Origin of the sequence: Streptomyces sp. NBC_01775, from assembly GCF_035917675.1 — a bacterium.
Taxonomy (GTDB): domain Bacteria; phylum Actinomycetota; class Actinomycetes; order Streptomycetales; family Streptomycetaceae; genus Streptomyces.
The window spans coordinates 5,361,504-5,376,808 of sequence record NZ_CP109104.1; the positions used below are offsets into that span (position 1 = coordinate 5,361,504).

Genomic DNA, 15,305 nt, shown 5'->3' on the forward strand with positions numbered 1-15,305 from the left:
GCCCCTCGGCTGCCGCTCCAGGGGCGCCGACGACGCCGCACGGGCGGAGCATTCAAGCCTGTCTGGGGGGCGCCTCCCGGCCGGAGGCTGGGGGAGTTTGAGGACGAGCGCGAGCGAGCAGTAACGCGAACCCCCACAACCAGCGGCCAAGGGACAAGCCCAAAACCAGCGAAGGCGCCAAGCGCAAAGCGCCGCGCGCCGCGCGTCACCTCATCACTTCACCCGCGTTCACCAGCAAACACTGCCCCGTGACCCCACGTGCCCGCGCGGAGGCGAAGAAGGCCACGGTCTCAGCCACATCTCCGTCGGAAGCCATCCGCGGCAGCGCCATCCGCTCGTCCAGCCGGGCCCGCACCGTTTCCTGGCCGACGCCCTCCGTATCGGCGGTCCAGGCCACATAGCCCTCCACCATCGGCCCCCACATCCACCCGGGCTGCACGGTGTTGACCCGTATCCGGTGCGGCCCCAGCTCGCGGGCGAGGGAGTACATCGCGGAGACGAGGCCGCCCTTGGAGGCCGCGTAGGCGGTCTGCTGGATCTGGGAGGGCGGGACGACGGAGGACTGGGTGCCGATCATCACGACCGAGCCGTCCCCGCGCGCCCCGGCCTCCTTCAGCGCGGGCAGGCACGCCCGCGTCATGCGCAGCGTCCCCAGCAGATTGACGTCGATCACCTGCTGCCACTCGGCGAGGTCGGCGCCCTCCAGCCCGCCCATCACCATGTCCATCGCGGCGACATGCACCACGGCGTCGATCCCGCCGAACCTCTCCCGTGCCAGCGCGGCCAGCGCCTCGCACTGCTGCTCGTCGCGGATGTCGACGGCACGGTAGGCGCTGCACCGCCCCTCCGGGTCGATCTCGGCCGCGCACTTGGCCAGGTTCGCCTCCGTACGGGCGCCGAGCACGACGCGGGCGCCCTCCCGCACACACGCGGCGGCCACTTCGTGCCCGAGCCCCGCGCCCACCCCCGACACCACAACGGTCCTGTCCGCAAGCAGCACGCCGGATCGCCTCCCGCACGACTCTCGATAACTGACGGCTAGTCAGATACACCGTAGGGGAGCGGAGACGAGGGAGGAAGACAATGACGCACCGGACCCCACGGCCTGCGGAAGACCGGACACGGAGCGGGAGCTACGCCCAGCTGGCCGCCGAAGGCCCTTATGGAGTGCGCCCCGGGCACGCGCTGATCACGATGGTCGAGCCCCACCCGGGCCATGAGTACGCCTACAACCGCTGGTACGAGGACGACCACTACATCGCGGGTGCCATGGCCATGCCCTGGATGTACGCGGGCCGCCGCTGGGTGGCGACCAGAGACCTCCAACTGCTGCGCTACCCGGCCGGGTCCACGCTCGCGCAGCCGGTCACCGCGGGCTGCTATCTGTCCACGTACTGGATCACCGAGGGCCGCTACGCCGAACACATGCAGTGGACCGTGGCCATCAACAAGCGCCTGAACCGCGACGCGCGCGTCCACCAGGAACGCACCCACGTCTTCACGAGCTTCCAGGACCACGAGGCCACCGTCTACCGCGACGGCGCCGCCGGCCCCCGCGACCACCACGCGCTCGACCACCCCTACCGGGGCCTGGTCCTCCAGGTCGTCGACGCCGAAGGCCCCGAGCCGCGCGCGGAGCTGCTGGAGTGGCTGCGCACCACCCACCTCCCGGCCCGTCTCAAGAACTCCCCGGCCGCCATGGTCACCGTCTTCCGCCCCACCCCGCTCCCGGGAGACCGGATGACCTATGTCAAGCAGGTCGAGGGCGTCGACACCCGCCTGACCCTGCTCTGGTTCCTCCAGGAGGACCCGCGCGAACGCTGGGAGGCATGCTTCACGGGCCTGGAGGAGGCAGTAGCGGAATCGGGCCTGGGCGCCACGAGCTTCGTCGCCCCCTTCATCCCTACCGTCCCGGGCACCGACACCTACGTGGATCAACTGCGCTGAGCGCGCGCCGGCCGGGCAAGGCCGAGCCCTCTCGGCCGGGACGACGGACCAGTCGAGAGGGCTCTGATGGTGCGTCACCGGTCCGGCGGATCACGCGGACCGGTGCGTCACGAGGAAGGCGCGGGGTGGTTCCGGTGCGGACGTCACCGTCCGCTGACGCGCTCCACGAAGTCCACCCACGCCTCCGGCCGGAAGCTGAGGGCGCCGAGCGACGGATCCTTCGAATCCCGCACGGCCACCACGCGCGTCGCGGGCGATTTCACCTCCACACAGGCGCCATTTCCCGTGGAGTAGCTGGATTTGGTCCAGGTGTGGGTTGTTCCCTGCTGAATCGGCATGTCTGCTCCGGGGTTCCGGTCGGTGATGACGTGCGAGCGACGTTACGCGGCCGTTTCGGGACGCGAAGCGGTCGTTCACTCGACCGGATGGCATATTCCAGTCAGCTCTTCACACTGCGGTCCAGGGCGGTGTAACCTCCCCGGCTTCACAGGAAACCGCGCCCGGCAACCCCCTCCGGCACATGCCCGGAGCCCCGGGAGCCGGCTCAGCCCCGGGCGTATTCCTTGGCGACTTTCTCGATGAACTCCCGCGTCTGATCCGGGTTCAGCGCCTGCGCCCGCAAGTGCTCGTACATGACGCTGTAGTTCTGTACGTCGTTCGCCTTCTCCAGGTAGAGGTCGCTGGTGACGCCCTCCAGATAGATGACGGTCGAATCCGAGGCGTCCGGAAATTCCAGAATGGCGTACTGCCCGTTCACCCCCGGATGCGCGCCCATGGAGAACGGCATGACCTGGAGAGTCACATGGGGCTGCTGGGACATCTCGATGAGGTAGCCGAGCTGCTCGGCCATGGTGTGCTTGCCGCCCACCTCGCGCCGCAGCACCGACTCGTCCAGCACCGCCCACAGCCGCAGCGGGTTACGGGTCTCGCGGATGCGGTCCTGGCGCCGGATGCGCACCTGCACACGGCGCTCGATGTCGGCGCCCGTGGCCTCGGGTAGCGCGCCGGCGACCACCGCCTCCGCGTACGCGCGGGACTGCAACAGCCCCGGAACGACCTGGGGTTCGTACACGCGGAGCGAGGCCGCGTCGGTCTCCAGGCCGATGTAGACGCTGTAGGGGATGTCGCCGAAGGCGTGCCACCAGCCCTGCTGCCGGGACTCCTTCGCCATTTGCATCAGGGATTCGACTATGCGCCGGTCCTCGACCTCGTAGACGCCGCACAGGTCGCGCACATCGCGCTGGCTGATGCTGCGCCTGCCGTTCTCCAGCCTGCTGATCTTCGACTGGGAGACCAGCAGCCGGTCCGCGACCTCCTCGGCCGTCATGCCCCGCTGCTCGCGCAGTCGGCGGAGCTCCTGGCCCAGCCGGCGACGCCGGACTGTGGGATTGACGTTGGACGCCACGGGACCGCACCTCCGCGTAAGTACGACTACTTCCAGCAGGTTGCCACCAACTTGTGCCCCGGCGCTGGCAAATGGCAACAGAGAGTGCGGGTCTGAGTACAGCAAAGGCGAGAATTGGCGCACGCGCGGGGTGGCATTCCGGCCGTCGTTCCACGGCCGGAATGCCACCCCGCGCGGTCTCGCGGCTCCCGTTGTGGCTCTTTACGGGTCGCTGTTACTCGGACGGTGGTGCTCTGCGGTTACTCGGGCGCGTGCCGGTGCCGTCGCCAAACGGACACCGGCACATACGGGTAAGGAATACGGCCGGACCGGACGAGGGCGCCTCAGCGCGCTCCCGCACGGACCATTCCGCCCGCCACCTGCCGCGCCTGCGCCGGAACGTGCCCGGCCGTCGCGGTCACGGACGCCGTCGCCCGCGCCACGGGACGCCCAGGCGGGGGCGCCACACCGGCCTGTGCGCGCCGCGGCTGGGCCGCGGCACCGTTCTGCACGTCCATCACCGCGTGCGCGACGAGGCCGCCCATGGGGTCATGCCTGATCAGATCCCGGAGTCTGGAGCGGCACGAGCGCCCCTCGTTGCCGGGGTAGAGATGCTTTCCGAGGCCGACCGCGTGGGCCAGCGCCGCGAGTGCCGCGGTCCGTGGGTCCGGTGGGACCCCGGTGCGGATCGCCGTATCGAGCCGGGTCCTGATCTCCCGGCTGATGGCCGTCTCCGTCGCCTGGTAGCGCGTCGTCGGCAGCACCCCGCACATCTGGCCGGAAACGGCGTGCACCATGCCGCAGCGCTCCAGATGTGTGAGATAGGTTTGGCGAAGCCCCAGCCGAGGCCCGCCGATCCAGTGGACCGCGCGCACGGGGCTGCCGCGCCTGCGCAGCAGTTCCAGTGCGGAGTCCAGAGTCGGATCTCCGGTCGGCCGTGGCAGCACCACGGCGATACGATCCCCATCAGGGGCTATCCGTCCTGCCAGAGCCAGCTCCACTAGCTGAGCCCCGGCCAGGCCGAGGTCAAGCGACTGCGGCTGCGCCGTGGTACCCGTGGCCGGGTCCAAGGCGAGCAACAGAAGCTCTTCCGGAATTGTTCTGCGGCTCCTGCCCATCCATGCCTCCCCGCGTGGATGAATGACAGGGTGACCCCTCTCACAATGGTCTGTCGAGAGTGCGCTGACCTTATGGACGGGAACCAGTAGGTATGTCGTTCTCGTCTGCCCGCTGGGGAGGCCAGACAGCCCACCCGGAGGAGCGTCGCCACATCAGGTGGCGGCTGCGGTGCACAGGACACTGTTAACTGGTATGGCGAGCGGCGAGCAGCAGCATCAGGAGGCATTGGTGGCGGGCGAATCCCCCGACAGGTCGGAGCGGGAGAAGTCGTCGGGGGAGACGACGGAGAGCGGGGGCAAGGTTGCACGCCCCGATGGGACGGCCGAAAACGAACGGTTGAACGGCGACGAGTCCTCGAAGGTCCCCTCCCCGGCTTCCCCCGCCGGCGAGCAGGAGACCTCCGGGAGCGGCGAGAGAGCCGGTTCCGGCGATGAGGGCGACGCGCGGCTCAAGTCCGCCGTCGCCGCCTGGGTCGCGGGCGACCCCGCGGAAGAGGACGGGGCGGACGCGGACCCCAAGGGCTCCGGCGAGGGTGACGAGGAGGCCGAGGGCGCCGACGTGCCCGGGCAGAAGCCGGGAAAGGCGGCTGCCCAGGCATCCGGAGGCGACGCCCCGACCGCGATGTTCGGAATCGTCCGTCCCGGTGACGAGCCGGACAGCACGGACAGCACGGACAGCAGGGGCGGGACGGGCGGCACGGACAGCGACAGGGCCGCCGCCGAGCGGGCCGAACGGCTGACCTCCGCGTTCTTCGGCTCCTCCAAGAGCGCCAAGGACGAGGCGGACATGAACGACGACGGCCGGAAGGGCGAGGGCTCCGGGAGCGACGAGGACGCGGGGTCGGGCGGGTCCGCCGCCAAGGGCAAGGGCGCGCCCGCCGTCGACCAGCCGACGGCGGTCTTCCGTACCTCGTCCGTGCCTTCCGCCGCCCCGCAGGGGGAAAAGAGCGGAACGCCGGAGGGGTCCGAGAAGTCCGGAACCTCCGGAGGAAAGGGTTCAGCCACTTCCGCCGCGGCGGGCGCGGCCTCCTCCGCCGCGGCCGGAGCGAAGGGCGCCCAGGGCGCGACGAGCGCCGAAGCCGCCAAGAGGGACCCCCGCCTGGGTGGCACCGGCACCGGCGAGGCCGCCAGGAGCGACCAGCCCGGCGGCTCCACCAAGAGCGGCAACCGCGCCGGGGCGGAGGAGTCGGAGGCGGAGCGCACCAGCCAGTTCGTCCCGCTCAAGTCCACCGACGGGCCCCGCACGCCCGCCAAGCCACTGCCTCCCGCGGTGCCCGCGGGCGCCGCGGCGCCCTCCGCGCCGCCGGCCCCGGCCAAGCCCCCCGCCGCCCCCAAGGCCGGCGCGGACAGCGGCACGACGGCCCCCCAGGCGCCGCCAGCGACGCCGTCCAAGCCGTCGTGGGCCTCCGCGCCCCCGCCCCCGCCCGGCGCCCCCGGCACGGCCGCCGAGTCGGGCCCCGAGCGCACCCGGCAGCAGCCGATGCCCGACGTGCCCCCCGAGGGCGGTCCGGCGCAGCCGCAGCAGTCCGCGCAGCCGCTGGACCTGCTGGCGCAGCTCACCAACACCCCGCCGCCGCCCGCGACGCCGCTGCGCACCCTCACCCGGCGGGTGAAGATCTGGACGCCGCTGGTGCTGCTGCTCGCGGTGATCTTCGTCGTCGCCCAGGCCGTGCGCCCGCTGCCGGGCCCCGAGCTGTCGCTGACCGCCGCCGACTCCTACGCGTTCACCGGCTCCAAGCCGTCCGTGCCCTGGCCCTCGGAGGGCCAGGCGGTGCTGGAGGTCGACGGCCTCGGCTCGCTCGGCTCGTACGGCAAGCAGAAGCCGACGCCGATCGCGAGTGTCGCCAAGGTGATGACCGCCTACGTCATCCTGCGCGACCATCCGTTCAAGAAGGGCAGCAAGGGCGCCAACATCCCGGTCGACCAGAAGGCCGAGGACCAGGCGGCCCTCAGTGCCCAGAACGAGTCGACGGTCGAGGTCAAGGCCGGTAAGAAGATCTCGCAGCGCGAAGCGCTGGACGCGCTGATGATCGCGTCCGCGAACAACGTGGCGCGGCTGCTGGGACGCTGGGACGCGGGCTCGGAGAAGGCGTTCGTGAAGAAGATGAACGCCGCCGCCAAGGACATCGGTATGACCAACTCGCGCTACACCGACCCCAGCGGCCTGACGTCCTCGACCGTCAGCACCGCCGCCGACCAGGTGAAGCTCGCCAAGAAGGTCATGGAGTTCCCGGTCTTCCGCGAGATCGTGCGGCAGCCGTCGTACGTGGACGGCAACGGGAAGACCCAGCCCAACTGGAACAGGCTCGTCCCCGTCGACGGCGTCGTCGGCATCAAGACCGGCACCACCACCAAGGCGGGCGGCAACCTGGTGTTCGCTGCGGAGAAGGAGATCGGCGGCACCAAGCAGCTGATAATCGGCGCCATGCTCGGGCAGTACCAGCCCTCGATCCTGGACACGGTGCTCAACAACAGCAAGAAGCTCATCGACAGTGCCCAGGACGCGCTCAGAGCCCGGAAGGTCGTCAAGAAGGGCGCAGTCGTCGGCTACGTCGACGACCAGATGGGCGGCAAGGCGTCCGTGGTCGCCACCAAGGACGTCACCGCCGTCGGCTGGTCCGGACTCAAGGTCAAGCTGGGCCTCACCGACAAGGGCAAGTCCATCCCGCACGAGGCCAAGCGAGGTACCAAGGTGGGCACCATGACCGTCGGGGACGGGCCCGGCCAGGTGAAGGTGCCCGTCGCTCTCCAGGACGACCTCACCGAGCCCGGCTTCGGATCCAAGCTGACCCGCGTCGGCTGAGCACGGTCCACACATCCGGCCGAGCACGGTCCGAGCATCCGGCCGAGCACGGCCCGGCGCCGACCGAGTGCGGCCCCGTCCCTTCTCCCTGGCGAAAAAGCCCCCGGGAGCGAGGGGCGGGGCCGACCGCTCGGCCCCGGTCCGGTAACGTCTTTCGGATCTGAGCGACCGAGCCGCACGGGGACGGGGGAGAAAGCGCAGTGGCCACTGTGCATCCACCGCATATGCCGGCGTCCGGGACCGACGCCGGCTCAGGTGACATAACGGAGCGCCCGGGCAAGGACGATGCCTCGGGCGCCGTTCGCGCGTCCGTGCCGGGCCAGCGATCGGAGTCCGAAGGGCGCACGGAACAGACCGGCACTGCCGGAGGCGGCGGCGCGGGGGGCAAGGACCGGACCGGACGCTGGAGCGGGCGCTCCCATCCCTTCCAGGTCGCCGCGCTCACCATGGTGGCGGCCACCGTGCTGCATCTGGTGTGGTTCCGGTTCTTCGCCAGCAGCGGCGGCGACCTCGCCGCGCAGGACGCCTGGGCCGAGTTCGCGGGGCAGCACCCCGGCTCCGCCTACAACCTCGCCTGGTACGGCGGACTGCACCCCGTCTCCTACAGCGTCATCTCGCCGTACCTGATGGCCGTCCTCGGGGTGCGCTCGACGCTGATCCTCTCCGGGGTCCTCGCGGCCGGCCTGCTCTCGCTGCTGCTCGCACGCACCGTCCCCAAACCGGTGATCCCCTCGCTGTGGGGCGCCGTCGCCTTCGCGTGCAACGCCGCCTCGGGGCGGGTCACCTTCGCGCTGGGCATGCTCTTCGGGCTCGGTGCCGTCGCCGTCGTGTGGACCTGGCCCAAGCGCTGGCGCGGCTCCCGTGCCAGCCGCCCGGCGCGGTACACGCGCGCCGTGCTGGCCGTCCTGCTGGCAGCGCTGGCGACCTCGGCCAGCCCCGTCGCCGGTCTCTACCTGGAAGTGGTGGCCGCCTCGCTGCTGTTGGCGCGGCGGCGTGCCGCCGCGTTCTCGGTGGCGCTGCCGCCGCCGCTCGTGGTGGCGGCAGCCGCGCTGCTCTTCCCGTTCCAGGGCGTGCAGCCGATGCCGTTCGTGTCGCTGATCTTCCCCGTCCTGGGTGCTGTCGCGGTCGTGCTGCTCGTCCCCAAGAGCTGGTTGGCCGTACGGGTCGGCGGCGCGATCTACGCCGTGGGCATCGTGCTGACCTGGGCGATCCCCTCGCAGGTCGGCTCCAACGTGGAGCGGCTCGGGCTGCTGTTCGGCGCGGTCGCGCTGCTGGCCGCGGTGCCCCACGTGGTGGGGACCGGCTGGCGCGCCTGGCGGTCCCGCAAGGGGCTGGCGATGGTGCTGGCGCTGATAGTGACGGTCGGCTGGCAGATCGCCAAGCCCACCTGGGACGTGGTGCACACGACGCCCGACACGGCCTGGAACCGCGAACTCGGTCCGCTGGTCGACCAGCTCAAGAAGGTCGACGCGCACCGCGCCCGCGTCGAGGTCGTGCCCGTCAACAGCCACCGCGAGGCCTCCTCGCTGGCGCCGTACGTCAACCTCGCGCGCGGCTGGAACCGCCAGGCCGACACGGAGCGCAACCCGCTCTTCTACGAGAAGCACCTCTCCCCCGAGCGCTACCACGCGTGGCTGCGCCGGTGGGCCGTCCACTACGTCGTGCTCCCGGCCGACCCGCCCGACATCGCCGGCGGCATCGCGGAGGCCCGGCTGGTGCGCGAGGGGCAGCCGTACCTCAAGGAGATCTGGTCCGACGACAGCTGGCGGCTCTTCCGGGTGGAGGACGCCGTGCCGCTGGTGGACGGCTCGGCCTCCGTCAAGCGCGCCGACGCCGAGGGCGTCACGGTGCGGGTGCGGGAGGCGGGCAAGGTGCTCGTACGGGTGCCGTACTCGCCGTGGCTCGGGCTCGTCGACAAGGACGGTGAGCGCATCACCCCGCCCGCGCCGAAGAACGAGAACCTCAACGGCTGTCTGCGCGAGGCCGAACCCACGTTCGGCGGGCCGCCGCCGGAGGGCAAGGACGAGCCGGTGCTGGACACCTGGACCGTCCTGGAAGCGCCCCACCCCGGCGTCTACCGCATCGCGGCCCCCTACAAGCTGCCGCGCGGCACAGCGTGTCCCGACGACAAGGACAGCGGGGGCACGACGCGCTGAGACGGCGGCTCACGGGCCCTGATGCGGCGGCTGACGGGCTCGGGGACCCCGGCGGCCCCCCAGCCCGTCAAGGCCCGTGAGAGGCCTCGGAATGGCCCCGGAGGCTACTCCGAAGGCGTCCCTGTGCGGCTCCCCGAGCCGTAGGGCCGGGTGAGGATCTCCAGCACGTGACCGTCGGGGTCGGCCCAGTACGCGCCCCGGCCGCCGTCGTTGTGGTTGATCTCGCCGGGGCGCGAGAGGGTCGGGTCGGGGTAGTACGTCAGCCCGGCTTCCTTGATCCGGCCGAAGACGACGTCGAATTCCTCCTCGGACACCAAGAACGCGTAGTGCTCCGCCACGATGGGCCGCTCGCCGGCGTCGGCGAAGTCGAGAGTGACGTCGTTGGCCAGCGTCACCGGCAGGAACGGGCCGAGCTGCGGCTGTACGTCGAGCCCCAGCAGCCCGGCGAGGAACTGGGCCGACCGCTTCTTGTCGGTGGCGTGCACGATGGTGTGGTTGAGGTGGATCGGCATGGGGCGTCTCCTCTGGTTCGGCGTGACCGGACCGGTCACCGTGCTCAACTCCCGGGCGCCGGGCGGAATTTCACCCGGGAGCTGAGACCTTCGTCGTACGCCTTCCGGGGTAGGTCAGCCCTCCAGGGCGGCCGGGTCCATCCACATGACCTCCCAGATGTGGCCGTCCAGGTCGCGGAAGCTGCGGCCGTACATCGGGCCCTGGTCCTGCGGGTCCCCGTGGGTGGCGGCCCCGTTGGCGAGGGCGCGGTCCACCAGCTCGTCGACTTCCTCCCGGCTGTCGGCCGAGAGCGCCACGATCACCTCGGAGGACTGCGCGGTGTCGGTGATGTCCTTCTTCGAGAAGGACTGGAAGAACGGCTCGACCAGCAGCATCACGAGGTTGTTCTCGCTGACGACCATGCAGCTGGCGTTCTCGTCCGTGAACTGCGGGTTGAACTCGAAGCCCGTCTTGGTGAAGAAGTCGACGCTGCGGTCCAGATCCTTGACCGGCAGGTTGACGAAGATCTTCCTGGACATGTGCTGCCTCATCTCTGGTGGAATGACACCACTTAAGGTGGCTTCGTTCTCCATGGGCGTTGAAAGCCTTACGCGAACAGAGACCTGGCACAAGGCGAGAACTCATCGCGTGCCGCGAAGATCTCTCCGGCCTCTTCGCCGCGGACAGCGCTGCGACCCGGTCCGTCTCGCCTCTCAGCCCCCTGAGCTCTCCCGGTCCGCCGTGGCCTCGCTCACGGCGTCCAGCGCGAGCCGCCAGGGGAAGGCATCCGGACTGCCCCTGCCGGGCTCGTTCGGCACGAAGCCGCCCTGCCCGTACAGCACCCGTACCCCCGACTCCCGCAGCGTGGCGAGGGAGCGGTCGAACTGGGGGTGGCGGGCGTAGGCGGCGTTCACACACGGCATCGCGACCAGCGGGATCCCCTTGCCGATCGCCTCGGCGGCGAAGCCCACCACGAACTTGTCCGTGAGGCCCTGCGCCCATTGGTTGACCGTGTTGAACGTGGCCGGCGCCACCAGCGCCACCGTGGCCGGGGGCCAGGCATCCGGTTCGCCGGGCAGCTTGTAGCGGGAGCGCACCGGATGCTGCGAGGAACGCTCCAGCGACGGCAGTTGGTCCTTCATCCAGTGCGCGGCTGTCGGGGTGAGGCCCACACATACGTCCCACCCCTCGCGCTGGGCCTCGGCGACGACAGCGGCGGCCTGGAGGACAGGAGGAGCGGCGGAGCCGAGCAGATACAGGACGCGAGAGGCCATGCGGGCATCCCACCACAGGCCACTGCCGCCGCTATGCCATGCCACACGCCCTCCGCGCAAGCCCACAGAACCCGTTCGAGTGGTAGTCCCTGCTCAGAAGTCCTTTCTCTCGGGCGTCACACATACGGTTCCCACCGTCGAAGTGACCGTGGGGTCAACGACCGTGGTGGCCACCGTCGGGGGACCGGGGCCAGCGGGACGGCGAGGGCATGGAGAGGGAACGGAGTCCCGGATGCGCGGGCTGCAAGAGGAACACGCGGGCGTCCGAATCGCCCACCAGCGCAAGCTGGCCGGACTGACCCAGCGGGGCATGGCCGCCCGGATGCCCTACTCCTACAGCCTGTTACGACAGGTCGAGGAGGGCCGCAAGAACGCCTCCCCGGACCTGGTCTCGGCCGTCGCCCGCGTCCTGCGCATCGACGTGACGGCGCTGACGGGCCAGCCGTACGTCACGGAGCTCCAGCAGGACAAGCTCGCCACGCTCATCCGCCCCATCCGCGAGTCGCTGGACCTCTACGACCTGGTGGACGGCGACGGCCCCGCCCCGCGTACGACCGCCGAACTCGCCGCGGACGTCGACGAGCTGTGCCGACTGGTCCGCGCCACCCAGCTCAGCAAGGCGTCGCACGCGCTGCCGCCGCTCATCGCCGAGGTCACGGCCGCCGTACACCGCGCCCCCACCACGGCCCTGTGGCAGACCCTCGGCTCCGCGTACCGCACCGCGCACGACATCGCCACCAAGCTCGGCTTCTACGACCTGGCCACCATCGCCCTCGACCGCCTCGGCTGGGCGGCGGAACGCGGCTCCGACCCGCTCCTGGCCGCCGTACGCCAGTACATGCGCGCCCTGGCCTACTTCCGCGAGGGCGAGCACACCATCGGCCTGCGCCTCATCGACACGGCGCACCACGCGGCGGCCCAGGCCGACCCGGAGGCGCGTGGAACGCTCGCCGTACGCGGCCAGTTGCACCTGGGTGCCGGTGTCATAGCGGCCCGCGCGCACGACTGCGACGGGGTCGCGTCCCACCTGCGCGAGGCCGCCTCCTACGCGGAGCGCACCGGCGAGGCGGGACGTGTCCACTGGCTCAGCTTCGGCCCCGCCAATGTCGCCGCGCACGAGGTCTCCGCCCAGGTGGAGATGCGCCGCTACGGCAAGGCCCTGGAGAAGTCCAAGGACGTGCGCCTCCCGCACGGCTGGGCGATGTCCCGGCGTGCCCACTTCTACGTCGACAGGGCGCGCGCCGAGATGGAGACGGGCCGCAGCGAGGCGGCGCTCGGTTCGCTGATGACGGCGCGCAAGCTGGCGCCCCAGCAGACCCGCTACCACCCGGGCGCCCGCGAGACCATCAACGGCCTGGTGGCCCAGCGCCGCCGCACCCCCGACTCGCTCGACAACATGGCGGCGTGGCTGGGTCTTTGAGCCGCCACAGGCGAGCGCGGAGTGTCACTCGCTGGTGACACTTAGCCGCCTTTCGTGCGCGCACTCTGGTCACTTGTCAGGGCATGTGAAGACCCGGGAGAAACCGTGACCGTGTGGTGGCCGCTACCGACGGGCTTGGATGCCGTGCTGTTACCCGCCGGAGAGTGGTGGGACGCCGTACGGGTGCCCACGTATCTGGGCGAGGGCGTACTGGCCAGGCTCGGCCCCGTGTCCGGCGCCGTCATCCGCGACCCTTACGGCAGCAGGCTCTACTGGCTGATCGAGCCGGGCAGCGCCCACGACTGGGTGTTCCGCGAGTTCGCCTCCGTACAGGTGCTCGGCTCCGCGAGCTGGGTGACCGTCCCACCCGGCGACCGCCTCAGCCCCCCGGGCCCCCACTGGGCCATCCCCTGCACCTCCACCACCTCCCTCACCCCGTCCGCCCGCCTGCACGCGGCCCTCCATACGACGATCGCCCACACCCTGGGCCCGAGGCAGGGCACGGCCAGCTGAGGACGCCCGCCAGGAGCGGGACCGCATCCATGATCGGGCGAGTCGGGAGAGTCACCAGCTGCTGGGGCCCACCAGCTCGCGGATCCCCGGCAGCGCCGCGTCCAGCACCGTCGGGAACCACGCCGAGAACGCCGCGTTCTCCCGAAGCTCCGCCAGCCCGTCGGCCGTCACGAACGCGACCTCCCCGACCTCCCCGGCATCAGGCCGCGGCACCTGCGAGACCTGTCCCACGAACAGGTGGTTGTACTCCTGCTCCACAAGCCCGGACGCCGGGTCGGGGTGGTTGTAGCGCACCGATCCCGCCTCCTGGAGCAGCGAGGGGGCAACGCCCAGCTCCTCCCCGGTGCGGCGGGCCGCCGCCATGAAGGGGGACTCGCCCGGATAGGGGTGGCCGCAGCAGGTGTTCGACCACACGCCGGGGGAGTGGTACTTACCCGGTGCCCTGCGCTGGAGCAGCATCCGCCCGTCGGAGTCGAAGAGGAACACCGAGAACGCCCGGTGAAGCCGGCCTGGTGGCAGGTGCGCCGACACCTTCTCCGCGGTGCCGATCGTGGTGCCCTCCTCATCTACCAGCTCAAGCATGATGGCGGCCGACGCTTCGGTGGGCGAGGAGTCGGCCGGAGACTCATCGGCACGACGCGCGGACGGGCTGATCGGCATGGACTTCCTTCGCGTGGTTGGGCCGTAGCGGACTCACGAGCCGACATGAAGCACGGGGGCTAGGCGGAGGAGCCGTCCGGCGGGCTCGCCAAGTGCATGGCGTTCACTATCGCGGGTTGCCAGCGGTAGAACGGCTCCAGCTTGTAGTAGATCTCGCGATCCGACAGCGTGGTCGCGTAGATGCACTTGCGGTCGGCGCCGGCGAACGGAACCCCGCTCGCGAGCCGCGTGATCGTCGGCCCGAGGGTGGTCGGCACGAGCTCGGGTTCCGGGACGAGCACGGGGAAGCACACCCGGTCGATCTTCGACGACTCCCAGGAGAACGTGAAGTACACCGCGAAAGCCTGGGCGCACAGGTCCAGCACGTCCTTGCCCGGCTCGGGAATCCCGAGTTCGCCCATCAACTCGCTGACCCGGTCCGGCGCGAAGGTGCCGTCCGGCAGGCCGTCGAAATAGATGTTGAGTGTGTGGGAGGTGTAGTCGACCGCGAACAGGCTGGCCGCGCGCAGCCCGTAGCGCGCCAGCAGGCCGAGGTTGTCCCCCACCGCGGGCGGCATCGAGGCCAGCTCGGACAACTCGTCGAGTGGCTGCGGCCGGCTGCTCGGGAAGAAGCACCAGAGCTTCTGGAAGCCGGCGGATATCTCGAAATCTCCGCCGGTCCCCTCGACCGGAAACCGCTCCTTGACGTCCCAGAACAGCCGGTCCGCGGCATGGTCGCCGCGTTCCAGCAGCCCTTCGGCGTGAGCGGTCGCAAGCGGATCCAGATCACCGGTGTATTTGATGTACCGGTAACCCAGCAGCTTCTCACGGCGCGCGCCGGTGGCGATTCGTAAGGCTACCGATGAGTTGGTGAACGCGGGCTCGAACGCTGCCAATGTTGCTTTGACCTTGTCGGGCTCCAGCGGCAAATCCAGTAGCTGGGCCGACTCTTCGATGGCGGAATAGATCTCACTGATTTCTACGGTGTTGGTCACTTCTTCCTCTCTTCGGCTCGGTGGTCAGCGGCACCCGGCTGCGAGCGGTTATGGCGAAGCGGGGTGAATTGCGTGATGTCGTGCTCGCGGCGCAGGTGCTCGATGGCCTCCGGGTCCGGCGGTCCGGGCTCGGCGAAGATCTCCGCCAGCTGGTCGAAGTAGAACTCGTGCTGGGGTGACGGGTTGACGGTGAACAGCATCCGCGCCGGTGCGCCGGTGCGATTCGCGAACCCGTGCGGGCAGCCCTGCGGGACGAACGCGACGCTGCCAGCGGTGGCCCGCACCGGGTGATCTCCGCCGGCGGACTTCCAGTTCGTCCAGTCCGTCGCGGTGTAGTGCTCCGGCTCGAAGGCGAAGATCTCCAGTTCGCCTTCGAGCACGCAGAACAGTTCCTCGGAGTGGTGGTGCATGTGCGCGCCGACATCGAAGCCCGGCGGCACGACGACTTCGAACACCGACGCCTTTGAGCCGTCCGCGCCCGTTACCTTGAAGGTGATCTCCTGCGCAGGCGTGATCAGTTTCCGCCCGTGGCCGGGACCAACGACAATGCCATTCACTCGGTAC

The 15,305-nt window shown here is 70.4% G+C and carries 15 protein-coding genes; 5 read left to right on the forward strand and 10 right to left on the reverse strand.

The features are described 5' to 3' along the window. Positions 1–205: 205 nt before the first annotated feature. Positions 206–1,000, reverse strand: coding sequence for an SDR family oxidoreductase (locus OHB04_RS23965; RefSeq protein WP_326808266.1), 795 nt, complete (start codon positions 998–1,000; stop codon positions 206–208). Between the two features lie 83 nt (positions 1,001–1,083). Between OHB04_RS23965 and OHB04_RS23970 the strand changes: the two genes are divergently transcribed. Further along, complete coding sequence (locus OHB04_RS23970) at positions 1,084–1,947, forward strand: hypothetical protein (protein ID WP_326808267.1); 864 nt, start codon at positions 1,084–1,086, stop codon at positions 1,945–1,947. A 143-nt stretch (positions 1,948–2,090) separates the two neighbouring features. Here the strand turns inward: OHB04_RS23970 and OHB04_RS23975 are convergent, their stop codons facing one another. From OHB04_RS23975 to OHB04_RS23985, 3 genes are all read right to left on the reverse strand, one after another. After that, complete coding sequence (locus OHB04_RS23975) at positions 2,091–2,285, reverse strand: DUF397 domain-containing protein (RefSeq protein WP_326689716.1); 195 nt, start codon at positions 2,283–2,285, stop codon at positions 2,091–2,093. 206 nt (positions 2,286–2,491) lie between these two features. Continuing rightward, the gene (locus tag OHB04_RS23980; protein WP_326689717.1) at positions 2,492–3,352 is read right to left on the reverse strand and encodes a helix-turn-helix domain-containing protein; all 861 of its coding nucleotides are present in this window, start codon (positions 3,350–3,352) and stop codon (positions 2,492–2,494) included. Between the two features lie 323 nt (positions 3,353–3,675). Then, on the reverse strand, positions 3,676–4,449 hold the full coding sequence (locus tag OHB04_RS23985) for a GOLPH3/VPS74 family protein (protein WP_326689718.1): 774 nt from the start codon (positions 4,447–4,449) through the stop codon (positions 3,676–3,678). A gap of 193 nt (positions 4,450–4,642) precedes the next feature. Between OHB04_RS23985 and OHB04_RS23990 the strand changes: the two genes are divergently transcribed. Together OHB04_RS23990 and OHB04_RS23995 are read left to right on the forward strand one after the other, a co-directional pair. Next, on the forward strand, positions 4,643–7,252 hold the full coding sequence (locus OHB04_RS23990; RefSeq protein ID WP_326808268.1) for a D-alanyl-D-alanine carboxypeptidase: 2,610 nt from the start codon (positions 4,643–4,645) through the stop codon (positions 7,250–7,252). A 224-nt stretch (positions 7,253–7,476) separates the two neighbouring features. Continuing rightward, on the forward strand, positions 7,477–9,408 hold the full coding sequence (locus OHB04_RS23995; RefSeq protein WP_326808269.1) for an MFS transporter: 1,932 nt from the start codon (positions 7,477–7,479) through the stop codon (positions 9,406–9,408). A gap of 104 nt (positions 9,409–9,512) precedes the next feature. Here the strand turns inward: OHB04_RS23995 and OHB04_RS24000 are convergent, their stop codons facing one another. The 3 genes from OHB04_RS24000 to OHB04_RS24010 all read right to left on the reverse strand — a co-directional run bounded on the left by OHB04_RS24000 (position 9,513) and on the right by OHB04_RS24010 (position 11,174). Further along, complete coding sequence (locus tag OHB04_RS24000) at positions 9,513–9,920, reverse strand: VOC family protein (protein WP_326808270.1); 408 nt, start codon at positions 9,918–9,920, stop codon at positions 9,513–9,515. A gap of 114 nt (positions 9,921–10,034) precedes the next feature. Then, positions 10,035–10,439, reverse strand: a complete 405-nt coding sequence (locus OHB04_RS24005) for a VOC family protein (protein WP_326808271.1) — start codon at positions 10,437–10,439, stop codon at positions 10,035–10,037. 174 nt (positions 10,440–10,613) lie between these two features. Beyond that, the gene (locus OHB04_RS24010; protein ID WP_326689723.1) at positions 10,614–11,174 is read right to left on the reverse strand and encodes a flavoprotein; all 561 of its coding nucleotides are present in this window, start codon (positions 11,172–11,174) and stop codon (positions 10,614–10,616) included. A gap of 232 nt (positions 11,175–11,406) precedes the next feature. Between OHB04_RS24010 and OHB04_RS24015 the strand changes: the two genes are divergently transcribed. Both OHB04_RS24015 and OHB04_RS24020 read left to right on the forward strand, forming a co-directional pair. Continuing rightward, the gene (locus OHB04_RS24015; protein WP_326689724.1) at positions 11,407–12,594 is read left to right on the forward strand and encodes a helix-turn-helix domain-containing protein; all 1,188 of its coding nucleotides are present in this window, start codon (positions 11,407–11,409) and stop codon (positions 12,592–12,594) included. A 144-nt stretch (positions 12,595–12,738) separates the two neighbouring features. Then, positions 12,739–13,107: a hypothetical protein gene (locus OHB04_RS24020; protein ID WP_326808272.1), complete on the forward strand. Its 369-nt coding sequence runs from the start codon at positions 12,739–12,741 to the stop codon at positions 13,105–13,107. A gap of 51 nt (positions 13,108–13,158) precedes the next feature. On the opposite strand, the gene idi is transcribed toward OHB04_RS24020, so the two are convergent. Genes idi through OHB04_RS24035 form a run of 3 tightly spaced genes read right to left on the reverse strand, consistent with a single transcriptional unit; the run spans position 13,159 to position 15,298 of the window. Continuing rightward, complete coding sequence (gene idi, locus OHB04_RS24025) at positions 13,159–13,767, reverse strand: isopentenyl-diphosphate Delta-isomerase (protein ID WP_326808273.1); 609 nt, start codon at positions 13,765–13,767, stop codon at positions 13,159–13,161. A 59-nt stretch (positions 13,768–13,826) separates the two neighbouring features. Further along, entirely contained in the window at positions 13,827–14,741 is a 915-nt protein-coding gene (locus OHB04_RS24030; RefSeq protein WP_326808274.1) for an aromatic prenyltransferase, read from the reverse strand. Beyond that, positions 14,738–15,298: a cupin domain-containing protein gene (locus OHB04_RS24035; protein ID WP_326808275.1), complete on the reverse strand. Its 561-nt coding sequence runs from the start codon at positions 15,296–15,298 to the stop codon at positions 14,738–14,740. Before OHB04_RS24035 ends, OHB04_RS24030 begins: the two co-directional genes overlap by 4 nt. Positions 15,299–15,305: the final 7 nt, after the last annotated feature.

What these genes read in the sequence shown, in the direction of transcription:
- OHB04_RS24005 (WP_326808271.1), bottom strand. Translation starts at nt 10,439, where the DNA reads ATGTCCAGGAAGATCTTCGTCAACCTGCCGGTCAAGGATCTGGACCGC.
- OHB04_RS24000 (WP_326808270.1), bottom strand. Translation starts at nt 9,920, where the DNA reads ATGCCGATCCACCTCAACCACACCATCGTGCACGCCACCGACAAGAAG.
- idi (WP_326808273.1), bottom strand. Translation starts at nt 13,767, where the DNA reads ATGCCGATCAGCCCGTCCGCGCGTCGTGCCGATGAGTCTCCGGCCGAC.
- OHB04_RS23975 (WP_326689716.1), bottom strand. Translation starts at nt 2,285, where the DNA reads ATGCCGATTCAGCAGGGAACAACCCACACCTGGACCAAATCCAGCTAC.
- OHB04_RS23985 (WP_326689718.1), bottom strand. Translation starts at nt 4,449, where the DNA reads ATGGGCAGGAGCCGCAGAACAATTCCGGAAGAGCTTCTGTTGCTCGCC.
- OHB04_RS24015 (WP_326689724.1), top strand. Translation starts at nt 11,407, where the DNA reads ATGCGCGGGCTGCAAGAGGAACACGCGGGCGTCCGAATCGCCCACCAG.
- OHB04_RS23995 (WP_326808269.1), top strand. Translation starts at nt 7,477, where the DNA reads ATGCCGGCGTCCGGGACCGACGCCGGCTCAGGTGACATAACGGAGCGC.
- OHB04_RS24010 (WP_326689723.1), bottom strand. Translation starts at nt 11,174, where the DNA reads ATGGCCTCTCGCGTCCTGTATCTGCTCGGCTCCGCCGCTCCTCCTGTC.
- OHB04_RS23970 (WP_326808267.1), top strand. Translation starts at nt 1,084, where the DNA reads ATGACGCACCGGACCCCACGGCCTGCGGAAGACCGGACACGGAGCGGG.
- OHB04_RS23990 (WP_326808268.1), top strand. Translation starts at nt 4,643, where the DNA reads ATGGCGAGCGGCGAGCAGCAGCATCAGGAGGCATTGGTGGCGGGCGAA.